Raw genomic sequence first — 21,887 nt, 5'->3', positions numbered from 1 at the left:
CATCTTACACCGGCGGACGATCCCCATCGTCGGCCGCACCGTCAGTCTCGACGACACACGTGATGTCGGAGTCGAGTGCCTCCGCCTCGAAGTCATCGGGATCGGTGAGCGGTCGATCTTGTAGACGATCGCCGAACGCCAGATCCAACACCTCGGGGATTTCCTCGACAAACTGGAAGGTCAGAGCCTTGCGCACATTCTCCGAGACGTCGTCCAGGTCCTTCTCGTTCTTCGCGGGAAGGATGACTCGGGTGATGCCCGCCGACTTGGCCGCGATCACCTTCTCCTTGATCCCGCCGACGGGAAGCACCTTGCCCCGCAGCGTGATCTCTCCGGTCATGGCGAGGTCCTGCGCGACCGGCAGTCCGGTCAGTAGGGAGACCAACGACGTCGTCAACGTCACACCGGCGGACGGTCCGTCCTTCGGGATGGCTCCGGCCGGGATATGAACGTGAAAGTCGCTGGTGGCGAATAGTTTCTCGTTCAGCTTGAGGCTGGATGCGTTGGACCGGATCCAGGTCATCGCCGCGATGGCCGACTCCTTCATCACATCGCCGAGACGCCCGGTGATGGTCACCTTGCCCTTGCCTCGCATGCGCGATGCCTCGACGAAGAGGATCTCACCACCGACCTGCGTCCACGCCAGACCGATGGCGACGCCGCTACGATCGGTGCGCTCGCTGATCTCGCGGAAGTAACGCGTCGGTCCAAGGAGCTCGGGCACGGCCTCCGCGTCGACCATGAACTTGTCGGTTTCGCCCTCGACGTAACGACGGGCGACCTTGCGACAGAGCGTTGCAATCTCGCGATCGAGATTCCGGACGCCCGCCTCCCGGGTATAGCCGTTGATGACGGCTCGAATCGCTTCATCACTGAATTCGATATTCTCTTCGGTCTGCCCGTGCTCAGTCTGTTGACGAGGTACCAGATGGCGCTTCGCGATCTCGGTCTTCTCTTCCTCGGTGTAGCCGGGAATGTTGAGAATCTCCATCCGATCCCGTAACGCGGGAGGGATCGTATCCAGAACGTTCGCCGTACAAATGAAGAACACGTTGCTCAGGTCGAACGGAACCTCCAGGTAATGGTCGGAGAAACTGAAGTTCTGCTCCGGATCCAGAACCTCCAGAAGCGCCGACGACGGGTCACCTCGGAAATCCGTGCCTACCTTGTCGATCTCATCCAGGACGAAGACGGGATTCTTGGTGCCCGCCCGCTTGATGCCCTGAAGGATTCGGCCCGGTAACGAGCCGATGTACGTTCGACGATGACCTCGAATCTCGGCCTCGTCGCGGACGCCACCTAGGGACATTCGAACGAATTTTCGGCCCATGGCCGCGGCGATGCTGCGCCCGAGAGAGGTCTTACCAACTCCGGGTGGCCCTGCGAGACAGAGGATCGGACCCTTGAGGTCCTTCTTCAGGCTACGGACGGCGAGATACTCGATGATACGGTCCTTGACCTTCTCCAGATCGAAGTGTTGCTCGTCGAGGATTCGCTTGGCTTCCTTGACGTCGATCATGTCTTCGGTCTCGACCGACCACGGAAGATTGACCAGCCAATCCAGATAGCTGCGAGCAACCGTGTACTCCGCAGCCTGCGGCGGCATCTTGCTCAGACGATCGAGCTCTTTCTCGGCCGTCTTCCGTGCCTCGTCCGGCATCCCGGCGTCGTCGATCTTCTTGCGAAGTTCGTCGTTCTCGGCCTCGCGATCGTCCTCTTCGCCCAGTTCCTTCTGGATCGCTTTCATCTGTTCGCGAAGGTAGTACTGACGCTGGGTCTTCCCCACCTCGTCGGCCACCTGCGACTGAATCTTGGTCGAGATCTCCTGCAGCTCTAGCTCGCGGGTGATCAGCTCGATCAGCTTCTGCACGCGATCGTTGACCACGTTTCGTTCCAGAAGACCGATCTTCTCCTCGGCGGAGATGTTCAAGACGGACGCAGCAAGATCGGTCAGCCGTGCGGGATCGTCCGCACCGGCGGACAGCACCATGTCGCCCAGATCGGAGGAGATGTTCTGCGAGACCTGGACGAGTTTCTGGAATTGATTGATCAGGCTGCGAATCGCGGCTTCGGTCTCGACACCGGGGTCGTTGACATCCAACAGCGGAGTGACCGCGGCCTTGACGAAAGGCTCCGTCGAGATGAATCGATCGACACGAACACGATTCAGCCCCTGGATGATCAGGTTGACGTTGTTTCCGCTTAGCTTGACGACCTTGAGAATCCGGGCCATCGTCCCGACGCGATAGAGTTCGCCCGGCTCCGGGTCGTCGTCGGCAGGATTCCTCTGAGAGATGACGGCGATCGGCTGGCTCTCCCGGACGACATCGTCCAGAAGGTTGAGCGTCTTGCGACGACCGACGGAGATCGGCATGATCGCGTGAGGAAACAGCACGCTGTTTCGGAGCGGTAATACTCCGATTTCCTCGGGAACCTTGGTGTCGTCCATGAAGTAGATTGCCTCTCGATAATGGTGTAGCCAAATCCAAGTATAGTGCCGCGATCGGCCCGTGGCCCGTCCCGCAAGAAACGTCCCGGGGACCCTCCCTGAGCCCCCCGGGACCTCACAAAACCTTGAATTTAGGCCGCGTGGATCTCGACCCGCCTCGGGCGTGACGACTCCGCCAGCGGAAGCGTGATGGTCAGGACGCCATCCTTGTAGCTCGCCGTGGCCTCGTCCGTATCGACGGTTTCCGGGAGAACAAACGTGCGCTCGAAGACACCGGATGTTCGCTCGCGACGACGGAGTTGAACCTCACCCTCGGGTTGGGTCAGGGTCCGTTTCCCGCGGATACTCAGTTCGCCATTCTCGACATCGATCTCGACCTCGTCCTTGTTCACGCCGGGAAGATCGATGGACAGAATTAGATTGCCGTTGGATTCGATTGCATCGACGGCAGGCGTCCAGTGGCCGTTCGTCGGCCGCTGCGGTTGGTTCAGTTCGCGAAAGGGATCCCAGTGGATCATCTTCATTGTTGCACCTCCAGGGGCCATGGTTAGGATGCGGCCCACAATTGCTGATGGCGGAGGGTTAGGACCGCCACCGGGAGGTGTCAAGGTCGGTTACATGACGTAGCCGCCGTCGTCACTTTCACCGCCGGCCGACCCATCCTCGTCACCCCCGGCCTGGCGCGCACGTTCGTCTTCGATCGCTCGCACGATCTCCTCTTCTTCCGGGATTTCGACGTCGTGGATCCCACCCAACAAGAGCAAGCTCTGCCCGACCATCGCAGGATCCTCGTCGAGCCAGTCCCGAAACGGGTCGATCAATTCCTCGGTGCCGAAGAGACTGGCCCACTCCGCGGCCGTGCCGGGACCCAGGATCTCCATGAACCACTCGAGAAAACGACTGATCACCTCGTAGGACGCCTGGGTCCCGAGATCGCACAGGAGAACCATCAAGCTGTGACCGGCCTCCGGCTCGATCGTCCCTGCTTCGATGTGGGCCACGGTAGCCGGTAGGATCGATTCGCCCATCTTGCTGAGGGAGCGCTCCGCCGCACCGAAGACGTAAGAATTCTCGTCGGACAGGTAGCCGATCATCTCCGGAATGAAGTGGATCGCATGCAGCTCGCCGAGAATCAGCAGTGCCGCAACCCGCGGAAAGAACGGCCCCTGTGCCTCGAGCATCCGGAGACACCATTCCTGGGCCTGGTGACCGCGCTCTGGATCACCCTCACAGACAACCGCGATGGCCTGCGGCAGTTCATCGAGGAGATGCGCGGTTTCCAACTCAGCCAACTCGAGCAATCGGTTCAGGTCGCCACGGGCTCCCTGGAGCTCCAGCGGAATGTTCATTCCGCGGGCCACCGCGAACATCGTTGAAAGGTGGAATCCGATCAGCCACTGCTCGAGCGACCGGCCGAACTCCGGAACGACTTCGAGGAACGAAGGCGACGACAAGGCACCCACCACCCCGGAGATGCGTCGGGGTAGATTCTCCCCCGGAAGATCCTGACACGCGGTGAGCGTCCAGTCTGCGAGCGCCTTGACGACCTCTGCAGGGTCCTCACCACGGAAGACCCGTGCGATGCGTTGGATCGTCTCCTCACCCATGGCGGCGAAGATGTCGCAGTCATAGCCGGATTCGATGGCCTTGATCGTCTTGCGGAATTCGATCCGCCCCGAAGGGCCAGTCCGCAAACACCATGCGGCATCATCGATATAGAGACCGTCGAGTAGCGTTCGGAAAGCCTCCCCTGCTCGATGGGGACCCCGCTGACGTAACGCGACGGCCAGCTGTCCGATCAGGTCGGCCAGCCGTTCGGTCTCCGTCAGCGCGAGCGCGCCGCGGAGTGCCGGCGGCTCGACCAGCAACTCGGGCTGCGCCTCAAAGAACTGCTGCACGACGGCCCGCGCCTCCGGGGTCGCCAGATCCGCAATCGCGTCGATCACGATTGCAAGCGCCTGATCGTTCAGGTCGCCACGCTTGAACGCCTCGCCCGCCATCTCCACCACACCCGGGTGACCGGTGCGTGCCAGCGCCCGAAGACAGAGACCAGGAGTGACTCCGCGCAGGACACGAAAACCCCGCACAAGCATCGCGTGATGTTGAGCAGTGCCGTGATCGGCGAGATGTCGTGCGACCAGCGGCGGCGTCGCCTCGTGATCGTCGAGTAGATGTTCCGCGATGGCATCGCAGCATTCGTCGGGGAAATGGCGAGTGAGTCGATCGACCGCCCAGAAACGAACTTCTGCGTCTTCGATCCGTGCGAAGCGCTCAAGATCCTCGAAATTCCATACAAGATCCGACATCGTTGCCTCAAAAAGGGGGGCCGAGGCCACCTTACCATCCTGTCACGAGGCGCGCGATCTAACGACCGATGCGCAGTCCGAATTCGACGGTGCGTGGTGGGCCGGCAAGACTCACCGGCGAGCCGAAGTCCCGAGAGATGATCCGGCCCTCGATCCGCCCGATGTTGTTGCGATCAAACAGATTGAAGACCTGCAGGAACATCTCGCCGCGCGTCCCACTGCCCAGGCGAAACTGTCGATACAGGCGAACATCGACCTGGAACAGCCAGGGCTCGGGCAGTGACGAGATCATCGGCAACTCGAGGGACGGATCGGTGACGAACAGCGGCGCGATATCCGCGTTGTAGTCCGCGCGCACCTGGTTGATGATCTCGAGGTCCGCATCGGCACCGGCGTTGCGGGCGATGCCGTCCGGGCGATCGTTCATCTGGCCGTCCAGATTGAAGTCGGAGCCGGTGATGATCTCGTACGGCAAAGCGCTGGCCGCCTGAAACGCCCCGGAAACACGGACGTTCCACCACGGGATCGGGACGTCGCCCGACAAGACCAGACGATGACGGACGTCGCTGTCGGAACGTCCCCGTTCCCCGCTGAGGTCTTCGCCATTCGGTGGTAATGCGATGCCACCCTTGAGTGGATCGAAGCCCGTATCCTCCGCATCGGACCAGGTGTAGGAGAGATTCAGCCAGCGATCTTCCGCCTGATGGCGGAAGTTGAAGTCCAGCCCGGTGTACCAGTTGCGTCCACGGCTGGTCAGGGCGGCGATTGACCCCAGCGCCGGATCTCGAAGATGACAGGGCAGACCGATCGTGTCATCGCTCAACGGCTCCTGGAACATCGCGGAACATTCCGTGCCGGGATTGAAGATGCCGGTTACCGGGTTGAGATCCAGAAGGACCGTCATGTCGTGTCCGCGAGACTGATTGAACTCGACGCCGAACGAAGATTGATCGTTGAATCGATGCTGGATCCCGACTTTCCACTGCAACGTGTACGGCGTCTCGAGTTTCGTGTCGGTCGAGAACCGAAGCGTCAACTGATCGAAGAAGAACAGGCTCGGCAGGATCGAATCAATCCCGTCGTCCGCGATCGACTGCTCGGTGAGTTCGACGGCGAATCCCTGCGGGAAGAAAAGACCGATCTCGGTCCCGGACGTGATCGCCGCAACGGCCGGGAATCCCAGGGCCAGCTTGTCGTAGAAGACTCCGGCACCCGCACGGATGACGGTCTTGCGGTTCTTGCCGGCGTTGTAGGTGAACGCCATCCTCGGCGCCCAGTTGTCGGTATCCTTGCCCGCGCCGCCGTTTGGAATCGGCGAGTCCAGCGCCACACCCTCGGAGAGCGTGTAGGTGCTGATGTCGTAACGGATTCCGTAGTCCAGGAACCACCGATCGGTCACCTCCCACTGATCCTGCACGAACAATGCGTATCGCGTATCGTCGAGGTCCGCGGCCGGCTCTCCACTAACGTGCGAGAAGACCTGCGGGAACGAGGTGATGATCGCGGGTTCGTCGATCACGGTATCCATGTCATCGTCGACACCGACCTGACCGGGACAGGCGACGAACGGCAGCGTCCCCGCGATCTCGGCGGCGCGGATTTCGGAGATCTGAAGATCGTCGCAATCCCCCGACTCGAACGGGATGTCGCTGACGTAGAGAAATCCGCCGTTGTTGTTGAACGACGTCAGCAGATCCGTCTGCGATCGGATGATGTCGAACCCAACCTTGATCGAATGCCGGCCCCGCCGGAAAGTCATGTTCTCGACAAGTTGGAATCGGGTCTCGTCACGGTCCTGAGTCTGGAGTTGGTTTCCACCGAAGATTCCCCGCGGACGCTCGACGCCCGAGAGGTCGGAGTTGGCGCGCTGGTCAAACTCCGACGTGGCGATCTGCCATCGAACCTCGTTGATCATCTTCGGTGAGACGATGGTCTTTAGGCTGCCACTGAGGGAAATGTCCTGCTCGTCGATGCCGAAACCGTTCTCGGGCGTCCGGATCCCGCCAACGTTGATATTGGTGTCGGAACGATCGTTGGCCGACAGACGGAACATCAACTGATTGGATGCGCCTAGGTTGAAATCGGTACGAAAGAAGATGCTGTCGTTTTCTGTCGGCGAATTGATGAATCCACCGGGAGTGCCCGTTCGATCGAAGCCGGTGTAGGAGGTCAGCTCCTTGCCGGACTGATGCTCGAAGGCGAAGAAGTAGAACGCCTTGTCCTTGCGGAAGGCACCACCGACACTGGCACCGAGCTGGAGTCGATTGGGTGCGTCGAACGAGGCGCCGACGTTCGGTAGGTTTTCAACGAACTCCCCGGTCGAATTCGTGCGATGCGTCGTCCCCTGCATCAACACGCTCCAACTCTGCTCGTTGGCACCGCGACGGGTCACCGCGTTGGTGACGCCGCCGACGGCGCGCCCGAACTCTGCGGAAAACTGACTCTTGAGAACCACGAACTCGCGAATCGTCAACTGTGAGAAGAAGGAGTTGGAGGTCGTCCCGCTGACCTGGTCGTTGTTATCGAGTCCGTCAACCAGGAAGCTGTTGGCCCGTCCGGACTGCCCGTTGATCACGAAGACGGCGCCACGTTCGCCGAAGTAATTTCCCTGCTGGGGTCGTCGGACGGCCGCATCGAGAAGCGCGAGATCGGTGAAACTCCGACCGGCCAACGGAAGGCTCTCGGTCTGCGCCAGATTGAATCGCACCTCTCCGGACGTCTGCTTCGGATCGAGGAGACGAGCATTGGCACTGACCGTGATTCGTTCCTCGATGCCCCCGGTTGTCACGAAATCCAACTCGAGCGTTTTCTGGAGTGAGAGAGTCACCGTCCGCGACTCGCTGGCCTCCCCCCCGGGGACCCGTGCGACGACCGTCCAGATACCGGACTGAATCTCGTCAATCCGATAGACGCCCTTGTCGTCGGTCACAGCCGTCCGGATCGTCCCGGACTCTGCGGACCGCGCCTGAACAACGGCGGCGACGACCGGACGTCCATTCTCATCGGCGACACGCCCACGAAGTCCGGATCCGGTAGTCTGTGCGAAGGAAGCGCCGCCGACCAGCATCGCCAGGATGCAGAGGGTGGACGCTAACGGCACTCTTGAGGAACTCACGAGACGGACAGCCTCCGAAAAGGCGAACGGGACTCGCCCCGAATTCGGATTAAACACGAATCCGCAAACTCACACAACCGAGGAGAATTACTGACCGAAATGGCCCAGCGGGCCGCGATTCGATCCTCCGATACTCCGGATGAGGTAGAACCCCTCCGCCGCCGGGCGCGTGAGACAGGTCGCCCCACCGCTATCGGGCATCAGCGGGGTGAAGTTCACCGCAGCCGACGGGTCGGTTGCATGCAAAGCCTCATAACTGTCGACACAGGCTTCGACAACGGCATCCCAGCAGAATTCGGTGTTGGCACCGGACGGATTGACGGTCAGGTTGACAACTTCCTCGGCGGGACTGCACGCGCTGGACGTCGTCGCGAGCAGTTCGACCGGAACCGGAGTCGTTCCGCCCGGGACGGTCATCGGAAACAGCACGCTCTCAAACGTGAAGGTAAATCCGCTGCTCGGGCTGGTGTAGTCCTCTACAGAAGTGACGGTGATGTAATAGTCGGTGCCCGGAGTCAGTGAGTCGATCGTCGCGGTCCGACCCGTCGGTCCGAATGCCACCTGACCCGGGTTGCTCACGGAGTCGAAGGCGTAGCTGCCATCCGTCACGCCCGAATCCGTATCCCAGTAGATCCGAAAACTATCGATCTCGGTGATATCCGGGTTCTGTGAGTCGCCACTGGCGTAGGGTTCGTCGCCGGGGTCCCAGGAGATATCAATGGTGGTCTCGGCGACGCCGTCGTTAGTGATCGAGACCGGCGGGAAAATGCCGAACTTGATATCGGTATCCTCGAGCGTCGTGAAATTGGCGTTCTGCTCGTTGAGCTTGGTGCCCAGGCGAGCGACGGTGCCGACATTGGGTGCGACCCAGAGATAGGTCGACAGGTGAACGGTCTGGAAGTTGATCCCACACGCCGAACCGAGACCGGTGCAATAGGAAACCAGGTTGTGAACCAGCAGCGCTTTGAAACTATGGCGGGAAGGTAGCGTGATCACTCCTTCGCCAACGACCTCGCCACTCTGGGTTCCCGTCTCGCTGCCACAGGAATAGGGGTAGACCGGGCAAAACGAACCACAGGATGTCTGGCAGACCGTGTTGAAGATGACGTTCTCGCAGGTGAACGGGTTGTTGGTCCAGAAGTCGTTCGGCTGGCCCTGTTCCGGTCCACGCATGTAGAACGGATCGGTCGGTCCGTCCTGGTGGACAAACTGCCAGAGCGGCGTGTCATTGGTGACGTAGCAAAAGCGTGCCTCGCCGTCGGTCAGTCCGCCGGACTTCCCTTCGAACCGAGTCCCCGCCCGCAACCAGATCGTGCTGTCATTCACGCGGTCTTCCCGTTCCTGGATCGAGAGGATCGGGAACCCCGTACCGGTGTCGAATTCCGGGTCCTCGCGATTCAGTTTCACACCGGGAAGGGTGAAGCCACACTCGTTGTAGTTACATGTCTCATCGGAGGAGACGGTGGTACTCATCGAGGCGATCTTTCGATCGGCGGGTGGCGTGACCGGTAACTTGAAGTTCCAGTTGGTCGCGGCCACGATGCCATCGATGTCGTCGAACGATGGATCCGTCAAGGACGAGATCAGAGTGGGGTCTCCATAGTCCACGCCGTAGGCAAGACGGGTCTCGACGGGTGCGTCGATCTCGTCCACGAAAATTTTCAGCGGAGTCATTCCGCGCAGGACCTGATCGACCACCGAGACCTCACTGATCCCGGTCCGCGTCAGGCCGTCGGCGGCGATGGGGCCGGAGACCTCGGCCACGACTCCGGCCCAGGGATCGACCCAGCGATGGGTCAACGTCGTGGCAACGGACTTCCCATCACGATCAGGTTCGTAGGTCACGATACGCTGGAGCACAACCTGTTTGGGTCCCGAGGGCAATACGACCCAACCCATGCCGACCCGTCTCACATCCATCTCCGACGTGGCGGATCCGCCATCACCTTCGACGGTCACGACAAGACGGTTCTTACGATGGACGGCCAGGAACTCTTCGTCCTCGTGTGGAAGCAGCCACCTGCGCGCGTCGTCTTGCCCGTCCGATCGGACGAAGTTCGATTGACGCTGGAATCGATCGACACCCGATCCCTCATCGAGGACATGGAAACGATGGGGCTGGGACTCGAGGGTCGAGATCGTCCGGACCCACGTCCGCTCGACGGACAGCGAACCGAATTCCCATCGCGTGCGGCCCTCCGGAGACAACATGTCTAACGGCAGCGGCTGCGCGATCAGATCGACCTGCTGAAACCGTGCCTCATGGAGCGGCGTCAGGGCCGCGGTGTCTGCGCCGGCCGCCAGGGCGTTCCCTGTCGTACAACACAGACAGCCCAGGAGAAGTGCGAACCAGATCGGACGACCCATTGAGAACTCCCTCGTTCGTTGCCCCACCCGCAGGTTTTACTCCGAACGGGGACGACACACAACCGCGTAAACACTGTTTACTGAACGGTTTGCAGGAATTCGTTTGCTTCATCGACCCAATCGGCCGCTTCCGGATGCCCGTTTGCCAGCCACGCTTCCGCCATCGCCCGTGCCCGGAGGAACGCGCCGCGACCTTCATCGTCCTCCGTGACGGCAACCAACGCCTCGCCGAGCACCAGCACGTTCGGCGGAAACGAATCGTCGATCGTCATGGCGAGGCGGGCCTGCTCCAGTCCGACGTCCGGATCCCCGGGCCCCGTCGGCCAACCGGGTGCTCGCAAGTACAGGAGAGCCAGTACGCGATGGGGACCACCGTGGTCCTGGGTCGCATCCAATTCGATGGCCTGACGTAACCGGTCCTCCATGACGTCGAGACCGTCGATCGCCGTTGAGCGGCGCTCTCGCGCCTGCGCACCGACCGCCAGGGCAAGCCAGTAGACGCAGGCCGCATCGCCGACGAAGTCTCGTTCGCAGAGCTGGCCGTCATTGACGGCCCGCGCCGCCGTCGCACGCCGCTCGTCGGGCTCGCCCACCCGCGTCGATAGCCAGAGTCGAACTCGGATCGCTCCGAGGAGTCCGTTGCGGTAGTGGGTCCGATCGGTTTCCTCGCGACCGCGGGCCGCGACCTCGTCGTAGAAGATCAACGCCTGTCGGACGTCGGTTTCAACGCGGGTCTCGAACGAACGCTCGGCCCGTTCCAGCAGTTCGTCGAGCGATCCGGACTCCACGGATTGGGTAGGGGCCAGTTCGATCGGGTCGCGAAGCGCCGAGCGACAACCCATGCCAACCAGCGCAAGGAAGAGGACGACGACGATGAAAGGAACCCGAGTCCGGGACGACCCGTGCGTCGGATTCACTCGACGGTCTCCGGTTGCAGGCTCTCAAGCAGGGCCAGTTCTCGGTCGTCCAACGGCTGAAATCTCACGAGTTGTGCTCCGCCCAGCGCCTCCTTGCCGTCGTCGGTGGAGTGCATTCGCTGCAGGGCGCTCTCGAGGAGTTCCCGCGTTCCAGACGGGGCGCCCTCCCCGACCCAGCAGAAGATACTGGCGGGCATCTCGATGGACGTCGTGACGACCTCGAGATCGCGTGCCATGGATAGGTTCGCTAGAGAGGCCGTCTGAAACTGATCCAGGAGGATCGCCACCGACTCGCCGGCCGCGGCTTTTCGAATGTCCCTCAGGATCCGTTCGCTGAACTGGATCTCTACATCTTCCGGCGGCGCTCCCCAGTCCGCCAGCGCGACCTGGCGGACGAACTCTGGCGAGTAGCCGGGCTTGCCCGCCACGATCCAGCCGGAGAGCGACGCCGGGTCGCTGATCCGGTCCTTCAGGGCGACGAGGCTCCACGAGTCGTTCTCGCCGTTCTCCTGGATCGCCTCGAGGACCGGCGTCAACGCCAGCTCGTCGGCAAACTGGAAGAAGAACGGAAGCGGAACGAGGACCGCCGCAACATCGCCCGCCTTCAGGCGCGCCAACCCCGAGTCCAACTGCTCGTAGTAGGTGAACGTCACATCACCATCGTCAAGATCCGCGACGCCTTCCGTCGAGCGCGCCAGCGCATCCATCGATGGTTGGGCCTGTTCGGTGTTTCCGGGATAACCGGGCGCGATGGCCAATATGTTGAGAGGCTCACCGAACGCGAGGGTTGCCATACCCAGGGCGACGACGGCGGTCAGGATCCATGTGCGTTTCATCACTGAAAATCTTACCGCGTCGGTCGTTTCCTTGCTATCCCCAGCGCAACCAGCAGGTTTGGCAGGACGATGGTGGAGGTTATCAGGCAGGAACCGACACCCAGGAGCAGGACCAGGCCGAGGCTCGCGATTCCCCGATGAGATGCCAACGCAAGGCTGCCGAATCCGATCATCGTCGTCAGGGACGCGATCAGGATTGCGCGACCGGTGTGACGCAGCACCATCTCCATGCCGGCGGCTCCCTCGAGTCGCGTCCGATGGATCACGTGGACACCGTTGTCGATACCGACCCCGATGATCAGTGGAACGGCGACGAGATTCGCGAAGTTGAACTGCAGACCGAAAATACGCATGAACCCCAACATCCACACCACACCCATGCCCAGCGGCAGCAGCGCCAGCGCCGCCAGAGTCAGATTCCGAAAATCGATCCAGAGGATGATCGCGACGAGAAACGCTCCGATGCCGACCGATCGATAGAAGCCACCGGTGATCCGGCCGGCCATCTTGTGAAACACCCGTGGGAAACCCGTGGCGTCTGCGGCGACCCGCTGGGACCCTTCGATGTACGGTGTCAGGAATTCCTGGTCGAAGACATCGCCGTCGGGATAGAGAAACCCGAGGGGTTTTCCGCTCCGCGTGAAGTAGCGTGCGCGGATCGCCGACGGGAGCGTGTCCAAAGTTGGCGGATCGGCGCGCAACGCCTTCTGCAGCAGGCCCCACGGCGCCTGCATCCAATCGATGAGTCGCTGCTGTTGCTGCTGCCAGACCCGGTGTCGCGCGTCATCGGTCTCGGCGGCAAGTCGAACACAGGTCGCCGCCTCTGTCGTGGCCGAGTCCAACGGCTCGACCAGATCACTTAATCCCGCCGTGAAGGCGGCATCGAGTGCGTCGAGGAACGCGTTTTCAAGTTCGCGACACGAGGACACCCAATCGGCCGCTGTCGATTCGGAGGCCTCCGACGGGAATCGAACGTCGGTCATCAGGCTTCCAAGTTCGGTGATCCCCGCGTGCGACTCTTCCACGTCCTCGGGCAGGAACTCCAACGCCGACTCGAAACGGAGGATCGTCGGCTCCTCCGCCGCGCGTGCTCTCTGTGCGCTCAACTCGTTCATACTCTCGGCAACGACGATGTTGTACAGCGGCGAAAGCCGAGACTCGAGCGCCATTCGTCGCTGGTACGACAGCGATTCCGATCCTTGCGGCAGTAGGTCGAGGATGTTGGTGTCGAAGCGGATCCCCCCCATCAGGCCGATGGAAACGACGGTCCAGACGAGGGCGAGCCCCACCACGAGCCGCGGAGCGTGACAGATCTTTCCCGCCATCCGCTCGACCCAGATCCGGTCGACGGCGGATGCGCTCCTCCCCCTCTCTGCGCCCACACGAGCACGTCGCCGAGCACGGGAACGCCCGAAGACCACGATGAGCGCCGGCAGCGTCCACGCCGCGGCGATCCAGCAGAGTAAGACCCCGACGCCGGCCACGAGGCCCAACTCGCTAAACCCTCGGAATCTCATCAACTGAATGGACAGGAACGCTACGGAAGTCGTCACCGCAGCCACCGTAACTGCAGGGCCGGTGACCTTGAACGCGTTCCGCGCGGCGGCGAGCGGATCGATCGTGTGCCCCCCTTCGAGTTCGTACTCCGAAACGGGATGGATCCCGTAGGCAACACCGATGCCGACGAGGGTCGATATGAACGACGACGTGATCATGTTGAGGTAGCCCAACTCGATCCACACGGCACCGAACGACCACGCGATGCCTACGGCCAGCGCCGTGAGGACCAACCAGACATGCGTACGCCAGCGAAACACGAAATACGTCAACAGCGCCACGCCGAAGATCGCAAAGAAGGAGGTCCTGAACGTGTCCCGCTTCACGGAGTCCATCTCGGCCACGACCAACGCAGGCTGACCCGTAAACACGACTCGAAAGCCGGGGTGATCGATCTGAGCGTCGCGGATGCGATCGCCCAGAGTGGCCAGGAGTCCGCGCCTGAAATCGAGGCTGTCATCCTTGCCGGCAGGCGTGATCAGGATGAAATAGGTCAAGCCGTCGTAAGTCTTGAGGTAACCGTCCGCCTCATCGCCGTAGCGCTGCCTGCCGAGGACGTCCATGAACGGCACGTCGGTCCATGCCGATACGGAGGCCACGGGGTCCGCCAGGAATTCGTTCTGATACTTGAGGTAGTTGAGAATGGGTGTCAGGTCTGCATCTTGTCCGGAATCGGCGGCGCCGCTCTCCAGCGAGCGGGAGAGTTGGCCCGACAACACTCGATTCAACGCCGGGAAGCCGTCAACGGATCCCAACAGATCGAGAAGTGGCTGTTGATCGCGAACACGGTCGACGATCTTCGAGAGATCGTCCGGCGGCATGAGATAGAGCCCGCGCTCGTAGAACCAATTCCGGTCGACTCGATAGAAGACCTGGGCGACGCTTTCGTCGTTGGCGACAGCCTCCGCAACAACGCCGACGAAGGCCTGGAGAGACTTGGCATCCGCGTCGCGCGCCGCTTCCGGATCGGCCTCGACGCAGGCGATGAGGGCCTCGGTCCCTTCGTATTCGTCGAGGAGTCGTCCCCAACGCTGCTGATCCGGATCGTCGTCGGGCGCCAACTCGCTTCGAGACTTGCGGAACTCGACCTGAGAGCCGAGCGCGAGCGCGATCAGCAGAAGCCCCCCGGAAATCGCCAGAACCGTCAGGGGGCGCGTGAAAGCGAGCGATTGAATTCGGCCGAGTAGCGAGCGCAGCAAGGTGATAAGCCTGACGTAGACCGGCGGGGGAAGTCTCGCCGAACGATCTTACTTTATCAGGCGAAGAGTGTCGGCGTAGCCTCAACAAGAACGGGCCGGGCGACAGATGTCACCTGGCCCGTTCGTCAAAACGCTCTGACTACATTTTCTTCTTGTCGTGATCGTCGTCGCCCGAATGGGGACGCTCGATCTTTATACGCCGGATACTCGGCATCTTCTGCTTTTCGAGCGGGACCGAATGCTGCGGACAGAGGAACGTCTCGTGCCGCCGGTCCTTCTCGATACGGGTCGTGGTGTCCCCTTCGGGGCAACGCAGAACCAACTGATCGGCGGAGAGAAAGATCGCGTTGGGGCCTGCGATCGCGATGTCGTGACCGTCTTCACTGACCCACTCGCCCTCGGCACCGTCCGGGGAGATGACCACGGAGTTGTTCTCGTGGTGGAAGAAGTGATTCCCGTGCCCTTCGCCGCTGACGAGAACTTCGAACTCGTCGCAATCGTCGCCCTCGCAGTCGGCGTGCTTCTCGATAATGACACGCGCAAGGCCTTCACCCGAGGCGAAATCCGCGATCGCAGGATCGGCACCGCATTCGTCCTTGTTTCCGTGGCAGGTACGGGTCTTCTGAACGACGATCGCGACCGAGTCGCCATCGCCGGCGGTGACGATGGAACAGTTATCGCTGTCCACGTTGCAGAGGATCTCGATCTTCTTCTCGTCCCCGCTCTCGTTTCGCAGGAGGGTCACGACGTTGCCGGAGCGTGTCGCAGTGATCTGCTTGTCGCCGGCTCCGAAGACACGGGTTTCGCCGTCGGCCAGATCTCCCACGTCAAAACTCTCTGCGCCGTCTTCGTGAAGGATCATGGCGGAGCCACTGTGGCTCCAGGATCGGGCGTGGCCGTCTCCTGCGAGGGCGGCGGTCAAACCGGCGGCCAACATGACAACCCACGACAGGATCCAGGTTTTCTGCTTCATTTTTGTTCCTCTCCTCGGCCCACCTCGCGGTGAGTCCATTGTTTTCCCGCCCTCTACCTTGCACGTCCCGTGCCGGATTCTTACGCCCTCAGCGGGGAGATTAGCTCGGTTTCGATTCCTCCGATCGCCCGATAACGGGTCGCGCGGCCTCAGGTGAGGTGAGGCGCGGAAGAGCATTTAACAATTTTAGTTTTGTGCGGAATGCGAAACCGCTAGAAAGCGGATCAGGCTGTCCGTATATAAAGGAAGATCGGTAAATGCCAGATTACAAGACGCTTCGGTCCGGCGGTGCTGCCATCGGACCGGGGGGTTCTGTAAGATGGCGATCCCGGTCGGCCCGCGAGTGGACTGCAGGGACGACCGACGGCACGGACGAATCTGGGATGGCACAACGACAGGCGGAAGCCAGCGACAGGACTCTGCGCTCACGATTCGAGTGCAAGTACATCATCAGCCCGATGATCGTGGCCGAGGTCCGTGAATTCATCCGGCCGTTCATGAAACCGGATCGCTTCGCGGCGATGCGAGAGGACTATCGCTATCCGATCTGCAGCCTCTACCTCGACTCGGAGGATCTTCGCCTCTATCACCAGACCGAGGGCGGCCATCGGGATCGCTACAAGCTCCGGATACGAACCTATTCCGACGATCCGGCGACACCGGCGTTCCTGGAAGTGAAGAACCGAATCAACACCATCGTCCGCAAGAACCGTGTGCGGTTGGAACGCCAGTGGGTCCCGTCGCTCCTCGGCCTCACGACCGACGATGCTCCGACGCCTCCCACGGAGGCCCTCGATACGATGGCCTACTTCCGACACCAGATGGCGTTCGCCCGCGCGAGACCCGTCGTCCGGGTCCGCTACATGCGTGAGGCGTACGAGTCCCGCGGGGATGATCCGGTGCGGATCACGCTGGACACACAACTCAGGCATGCGGTCACGATGGACGACAACCTGTCCCATGAAGACGGTCGATGGGTGAGCACTCCCACTCCCGGAACGATCCTGGAATTGAAATTCACCGAACGCTATCCGTCGTTCATTCGCGACATCGTCCGCGTCTTCGGTCTGATGCAACAGGCCGTCCCCAAGTACGTCTGGTCGATGGAGCACGTGCTGCACGGCGGGCGCGAAGCGACATTTGGTCTGGACGGTGTCGAACTTCCGCCCATGCGGACGAGCTGAGGAGGTCGAAGGACGGTGCAAGAGTTCATGCACGCCATGGAGGCCGCAAACAACGGGTTTGGCGACTTCTCGTTTGCGTCGACGATGCTGGCGATGTTGTTGGCGTTCGTGCTCGGGCAGTTGATCGCCTGGACCTACACGTGGACACACAGCGGTCTGTCGTATTCTCGTTCGTTCACTCAATCGCTGGTCCTGATGACGCTCGTCGTCGCCCTGGTGATGTTCGTGATTGGTGACAGCCTCGTCACGGCTTTCGGACTCCTCGGTGCGTTGGCGATGATCCGCTTTCGAAACGTGCTGAAAGACACGCGCGACACCGTGTTCGTGTTCGTCACACTCGTGGTCGGGCTAGCCGTCGGGTCACAACTGTACTTGACCGCGATCATCGGAACCGTTTGCCTTCTAGGGGTGGTGATCTATCTGGACGCGACCGGATTTGGAAGTCACGGTCGATTTGACGGCTACCTCACGGTCCGCGTTGCATCGGCGGGCGTCGGACTTGAAACGTCTTCCGATCTGCTCGATCGTTTCTGTCGGGCAATCAAGCAAGTCTCCACTCGCCAGAGTGGCGAAGACGAGTCGGCTGAATTCGTGTTCCAAATTGGACTTCGTGACCGCAATCGCGCGGGCGACTTGTTGAGCGAGTTACGCGAACTCGACAGTGTGACGCATGCGTCCGTCGTTCTTCGAAGCGATCTGTCGGAGGTCTAGGTCTCATGAGCGAATCCCAACAGACGATTCCGACGCCGCGCGAACAGCGCGTCGCGGACTTCAAGGTCCGCACATTACCGATGATCGTGTGGTTCGTCGCCGCCGCGTTGGCGATCGGACTTCTGATCGGGCGTGGACAAGATTTCGAGTACGTCGGTCTTGCCAACTCGTTGCAGTATGAGGTTTCCGCATCGGCCACCGGCACGCTCGAAACGGTCGTGGTGGATCTCTACGACACCGTTCACCCCGGCGACGTCGTTGCCAAGATGGACGATGCCCCGCTCCTGGCGGCGATTGACACGGCAAATGGTGCATTGGCGCAGCTTCGTGCAGAACTCGCTGCACGACGGATCGAGATTCTCGCCGATCGTGGCGCGGACCACGCGGATCGCTCGGCGGACCTGCGTCGATTCCAGGTTGACGAGGAAGAGCGACGGCTGGAGATCCTCTCGCTTCGCGTCCAGATCGAAAGCGACGAGATCGAGGTCGAGCGGCTTCGACTTGAAGCGCAACGCGCACGCCCTCTCCTCGAGACGGGGCTGATCGGACAACAGGAATTCGACAATTTTACTCTGCTCTACGACAGCGCAAATACGCAACTCGCCGAGAACCGCGTCCTGCTGGCGCAGACGGAAGAGGAATTTCGTGTCGCGCAGGGGCGTCGAACCTCGTTCGAAAGCAAGATGCCGTCGTTCGCCAATCTGGACACGCTCCTGGAGCCGCTGCGGGCTGCCATCGGCGTCGAGCAGGCCCGCATCCGCGAGATCGAGTTGACGCGCGAAGCGATGCTGCTGCGTAGCCCGATTGACGGGCAGGTCAGCCAGATTCTCTGCCGATCCGGGCAGGCGGTCGTTCCCGGGGAACCCATACTCACTATCGCGGATCAGAGCGTGTCCGAGATCGTCGCCTACGTGCGGGAAGGTGACTCAAGGGACATCGCCGTCAACACGCCGGTCCTCGTCGCCAGTCGTACGCGACCTGGCGCACTATCGGAATCGGTGGTGGTACGGGTTGGCGAGTCGATCGCCCCGCTCCCCCAACGTCTCTGGAGAGATCAGCGGATCCCCGACCACGGAAGGGCACTCGTCATCGCAGCCTCGCCCAACATGGATCTCATGCCGGGCGAGCTGGTCGGTGTAAAGTTACTGCGTCGCTAGCGACGCCACTCCATCAGCCCGGTGCCTTTTCGACCAGGATCTGCGTGGTAGGCGCCGAGGCGAACCCCGCCTGTTCGGCTCGGTCAAGGAGTGTTTCGGCACGCTGGTCCTGACCAAGTGTTCGGCATTGGTCGGCCGCTCGCCGCAGGAAAATTTTCTCTTCGGGTGCCTCAGCCAGCGCGCGATCCAGGTGATCCCGTGCGGCGTCGAAATCCTGGTTCAGATTTGCGTTCATCGACCGGGCAAGTTCGGCCCGTGGCCCCGACCCGAGACGCGCGACGGCGCTGTCGGCGGCATCGAGTTCGCTCTGAAACACCGCCAGCCAGACTTCGCCGGCGGCGATTCGTTTCGGATCTCCACCGAATTGGAGGCTGCGAGCAAGCGCTCGTCTTGCCTCCACCGGTTTCCTCTCGCTCATCTCGACTTCTGCCAGCAACAGAGGAACGAGCGGATGCTCCGGGAGTAACCCCATCCGCTCGACAAGAAAGCCTTTAACACGATTGTAGTCTCGGATACGAACCGCGGTGCGCTCTTCACGTCGCCCGTCGTCGGTCCGCCCCAGTCGGAGAAGCACCGAAGCCAATTCCGAGTGAGCCTCTGCTGAACTGGGTTCAAGTTCGACGGCACGGCGGATCAAGGTCTCCGCTTCGTCGAGTTCGTTCGCGCCGGCACGGAGCCGCCCCAACGCGAGATGGAGCTGCGCCGAATCGGGATGCAACATCAGGGCGTCAGAGACGACCTGGGCCGATTCGTCGGTCTCGCCGATGACTCGCAGCCCTCGCCCAAGATAGGCGGCGTAGAGGGCATTTTCCTTCGATAGGCGGTAGGCATTTCGAAGGGCATCGACGGCTCCGGGAAAATCGCCGGCCGTATGGCGGGTGACTCCAAGCCGGAACCAGCCCTCCGGGTAATCGGGCTCGAGCTCCGTGACCGTTTCGAACGAGGTGGCCGCCAGGTCCCACCGATTCACTCGAAAAGCATGATAGCCCTGGAAGAACCATGCCCACATGCGTCGATCGTTTCGCTCGACCCGGTCGCCGAAGAATCGAAGGGCTTCCGTATCCCGCCCGGCACTGATGTAGATATTCGAAAGCGTCTGCCAGGTGGCCTCGGAGGCGGGGGCGATCGCCAACGCGCGTTGCGCCGCCGCGACGGTGCCGTCGATGTCGCCCCGTTCATTGGCGGCGGTGAGGTCACGGATGGCGCTTGCGTATCCGGGCGACGCAAGACCCGGGTCGTCGGAACCGCTCCAGTCGCGCTCTCCGGCCGGCGACCCGACAACGCCACCGGTGGTGGAACTCGGCGGCTCCGAACTACAGGCCGCGAAGACGAGACAGGCGATCCACAACCCCATCGCTCGATAACTCATGACCCCTCTCCCCGGTAGGGAATCCGCTCGACGATTCCCTGCCCCTCAACAATACGGTACCGTGCGCCCGCGGCGACGGCCTCCAGATTCTCGACCGCCCCCGAGGGCCAGGAAATCTCGACACGATCGGCCAGCCGATTGGCACCGAGTCCGACGTGGATCGGATAGCGACTCTGGGATAGATACGAGTTGAACGGGTTGACGCGATGCCGATCCACACCGTCGGGTGTCGTGACCTGCACCCGGGCCGCGACTGCGTAGCGATTGGGTCCGGACGATCGCAAGTCCAGGTCGAGCGAGAATCCGGCTCCGGACCCACCTTCGGTTCGGATCAGGAGCGTGGGGATCTGATCCATGTTGGTCACTACGAGATCCAGATCGCCGTCTCCCTCGGCATCCGTAATCGCGACGCCGCGGCTCGACTCGCGCACCGCCATGCCGCTGCCGGACTCGTTGCTGACGTTGCGGAACGTCCCATCTCCCGAGTTCAGGTACAGCGTGTTCGGTTGCCGAAAACTCGTGTTGAGTTGGGCGTGAGAGTCCACGGCAGGGTAGATATGCCCATTGGCGACAAACAGATCGAGGCGCCGATCGTCGTTGGCGTCGAAGAACTTAACGCCCCAGACCAGATTCAGGTAACTATCCTGCAGACCTGCGGGGAACGTGTCGTCACGGAACAACATCTGGCCTTCGTTTCTATAAAGCGTGTTCCAGTCGTGCGAGAAATTCGTGACGACAAGATCGAGTCTGCCGTCGCCGTTGTAGTCTGCCGCGTCGGTCCCCATCCCCGCCTGCTCTTTGGCATCCCCGTTGGTGGCCACACCGGAACGCGTGGCGACGTCGGTGAAATTCAGCCCACCCTCGTTCATCCAGAGGTAGTTCGACTGCGAGTCATTGGCGACGTAGATGTCCTGGTCGCCGTCCTCGTCGAAGTCCGCCGCGACCACACCTAGTCCGTATCGCGGCGCCGCGTCCGAAGCGATCCCGGCTAACCGGCTGATATCCGTGAAACGACCGGAGTCATTTCGGTACAACGTGTCCGGTTGGGCGACTAGCCCGTGCGGGCCGCGAAACACCGCGATTCCCTTCCATACGATCCGACTCCCACCGTGCGGTGGGTTAGCGAGATCGAACTCGCAGTAGTTCGCGACATAGAGGTCCAGATCGCCGTCGCCGTCGAGGTCCGAGAATGTCGCACCGGCACTCCAGGCATCGGGTGCGCCGGACACTCCCAACTCGAGAGTTTCGTCGACGAAGGTCCCGTCCCCCGAATTGCGATAGAAAACATTGGGACCCCAGTTGGTGACAAACAGATCGAGATCGCCGTCGTCGTCGATATCGACGAAATAGGCACCCTGCCCCCATGTCGCCAGGGCGACACCCGCCTCGTCTGCGACCTCGTCGTAGGTCCCGTCTCCGCGGTTTCGATAGAGCCGATTGTGCTCCGATCGTCGATTGGCGAGCCAGCCGGAGGAACTCTGGGCGGTGACCACGTAGAGATCTTCATCTCCATCGTTGTCGTAGTCCCCTACCGCCACGCCGGTTCCGGTCGTCTCGAGGAGATGATTCTTGACGGCGTCTCCGACGATCACCGGATGCGTCAGTCCCGCATCGCGTGCGCGGTCCACGTACACGGGTGGCGCGGTCTCCGCGACACCGTCGTCGACGTCGTCGATGCCTGCGGGACAACCAAGCTCGAGGATCGTCATGGTCGCGATCAGCGCTACGGCGAGTCGACGCATGACAG

At 61.6% G+C, this 21,887-nt stretch carries 14 protein-coding genes; 3 read left to right on the top strand and 11 right to left on the bottom strand.

From position 1 onward, the window contains the following. Positions 1-4: 4 nt before the first annotated feature. The 9 genes from lon to OES25_09825 form a co-directional block, all read right to left on the bottom strand. Complete coding sequence (gene lon, locus OES25_09865; GenBank protein MDH3627948.1) at positions 5-2,449, bottom strand: endopeptidase La; 2,445 nt, start codon at positions 2,447-2,449, stop codon at positions 5-7. Between the two features lie 131 nt (positions 2,450-2,580). Further along, positions 2,581-2,973 (bottom strand): Hsp20/alpha crystallin family protein, encoded by a 393-nt coding sequence (locus tag OES25_09860; protein MDH3627947.1) that lies wholly within the window; start codon positions 2,971-2,973, stop codon positions 2,581-2,583. A gap of 90 nt (positions 2,974-3,063) precedes the next feature. Next, positions 3,064-4,755, bottom strand: coding sequence for a hypothetical protein (locus tag OES25_09855; protein ID MDH3627946.1), 1,692 nt, complete (start codon positions 4,753-4,755; stop codon positions 3,064-3,066). Between the two features lie 58 nt (positions 4,756-4,813). Then, the gene (locus OES25_09850; protein ID MDH3627945.1) at positions 4,814-7,870 is read right to left on the bottom strand and encodes a TonB-dependent receptor; all 3,057 of its coding nucleotides are present in this window, start codon (positions 7,868-7,870) and stop codon (positions 4,814-4,816) included. 87 nt (positions 7,871-7,957) lie between these two features. Continuing rightward, positions 7,958-10,237: a fibronectin type III domain-containing protein gene (locus OES25_09845; protein MDH3627944.1), complete on the bottom strand. Its 2,280-nt coding sequence runs from the start codon at positions 10,235-10,237 to the stop codon at positions 7,958-7,960. Between the two features lie 77 nt (positions 10,238-10,314). Next, entirely contained in the window at positions 10,315-11,154 is an 840-nt protein-coding gene (locus tag OES25_09840; GenBank protein ID MDH3627943.1) for a hypothetical protein, read from the bottom strand. Beyond that, positions 11,151-11,990 carry a phosphate/phosphite/phosphonate ABC transporter substrate-binding protein gene (locus OES25_09835; protein MDH3627942.1) on the bottom strand — a complete coding sequence of 280 codons (840 nt, stop codon included), beginning with the start codon at positions 11,988-11,990 and terminating at the stop codon, positions 11,151-11,153. The genes OES25_09840 and OES25_09835 overlap by 4 nt, the downstream gene beginning before the upstream one ends. Before the next feature lie 11 nt (positions 11,991-12,001). After that, positions 12,002-14,746, bottom strand: coding sequence for an MMPL family transporter (locus OES25_09830; protein MDH3627941.1), 2,745 nt, complete (start codon positions 14,744-14,746; stop codon positions 12,002-12,004). A 139-nt stretch (positions 14,747-14,885) separates the two neighbouring features. After that, on the bottom strand, positions 14,886-15,719 hold the full coding sequence (locus OES25_09825) for a hypothetical protein (protein ID MDH3627940.1): 834 nt from the start codon (positions 15,717-15,719) through the stop codon (positions 14,886-14,888). 383 nt (positions 15,720-16,102) lie between these two features. On the opposite strand from OES25_09825, the gene OES25_09820 reads away from it, so the two are divergent. From OES25_09820 to OES25_09810, 3 genes are read left to right on the top strand one after another with little or no spacing between them, the layout of a single operon-like run. Then, complete coding sequence (locus OES25_09820; GenBank protein ID MDH3627939.1) at positions 16,103-16,903, top strand: polyphosphate polymerase domain-containing protein; 801 nt, start codon at positions 16,103-16,105, stop codon at positions 16,901-16,903. Between the two features lie 15 nt (positions 16,904-16,918). Continuing rightward, positions 16,919-17,614, top strand: a complete 696-nt coding sequence (locus tag OES25_09815; GenBank protein ID MDH3627938.1) for a DUF4956 domain-containing protein — start codon at positions 16,919-16,921, stop codon at positions 17,612-17,614. Between the two features lie 5 nt (positions 17,615-17,619). Further along, positions 17,620-18,771 (top strand): efflux RND transporter periplasmic adaptor subunit, encoded by a 1,152-nt coding sequence (locus tag OES25_09810; GenBank protein ID MDH3627937.1) that lies wholly within the window; start codon positions 17,620-17,622, stop codon positions 18,769-18,771. 13 nt (positions 18,772-18,784) lie between these two features. Here OES25_09810 and OES25_09805 read toward each other — a convergent pair whose 3' ends face one another. After that, positions 18,785-20,140 (bottom strand): tetratricopeptide repeat protein, encoded by a 1,356-nt coding sequence (locus OES25_09805; protein MDH3627936.1) that lies wholly within the window; start codon positions 20,138-20,140, stop codon positions 18,785-18,787. Then, a complete protein-coding gene (locus OES25_09800) occupies positions 20,137-21,882 on the bottom strand; it encodes a CRTAC1 family protein (protein ID MDH3627935.1) in 1,746 nt (581 codons plus the stop codon). Before OES25_09800 ends, OES25_09805 begins: the two co-directional genes overlap by 4 nt. Between the last annotated feature and the right edge of the window lie 5 nt (positions 21,883-21,887).

The organism is Acidobacteriota bacterium (assembly GCA_029861955.1).
In the GTDB taxonomy this organism is placed as follows: domain Bacteria; phylum Acidobacteriota; class Polarisedimenticolia; order Polarisedimenticolales; family Polarisedimenticolaceae; genus JAOTYK01.
Note: the sequence above shows the minus strand (reverse complement) of the source record. Positions and strands in the feature narration are given on the sequence as shown.

Coding starts and splice junctions, on each gene's coding strand:
- lon (MDH3627948.1), bottom strand. CDS start 2,449: ATGGACGACACCAAGGTTCCCGAGGAAATCGGAGTATTACCGCTCCGA.
- OES25_09860 (MDH3627947.1), bottom strand. CDS start 2,973: ATGAAGATGATCCACTGGGATCCCTTTCGCGAACTGAACCAACCGCAG.
- OES25_09855 (MDH3627946.1), bottom strand. CDS start 4,755: ATGTCGGATCTTGTATGGAATTTCGAGGATCTTGAGCGCTTCGCACGG.
- OES25_09845 (MDH3627944.1), bottom strand. CDS start 10,237: ATGGGTCGTCCGATCTGGTTCGCACTTCTCCTGGGCTGTCTGTGTTGT.
- OES25_09835 (MDH3627942.1), bottom strand. CDS start 11,990: ATGAAACGCACATGGATCCTGACCGCCGTCGTCGCCCTGGGTATGGCA.
- OES25_09825 (MDH3627940.1), bottom strand. CDS start 15,719: ATGAAGCAGAAAACCTGGATCCTGTCGTGGGTTGTCATGTTGGCCGCC.
- OES25_09820 (MDH3627939.1), top strand. CDS start 16,103: ATGGCACAACGACAGGCGGAAGCCAGCGACAGGACTCTGCGCTCACGA.
- OES25_09810 (MDH3627937.1), top strand. CDS start 17,620: ATGAGCGAATCCCAACAGACGATTCCGACGCCGCGCGAACAGCGCGTC.
- OES25_09805 (MDH3627936.1), bottom strand. CDS start 20,140: ATGAGTTATCGAGCGATGGGGTTGTGGATCGCCTGTCTCGTCTTCGCG.
- OES25_09800 (MDH3627935.1), bottom strand. CDS start 21,882: ATGCGTCGACTCGCCGTAGCGCTGATCGCGACCATGACGATCCTCGAG.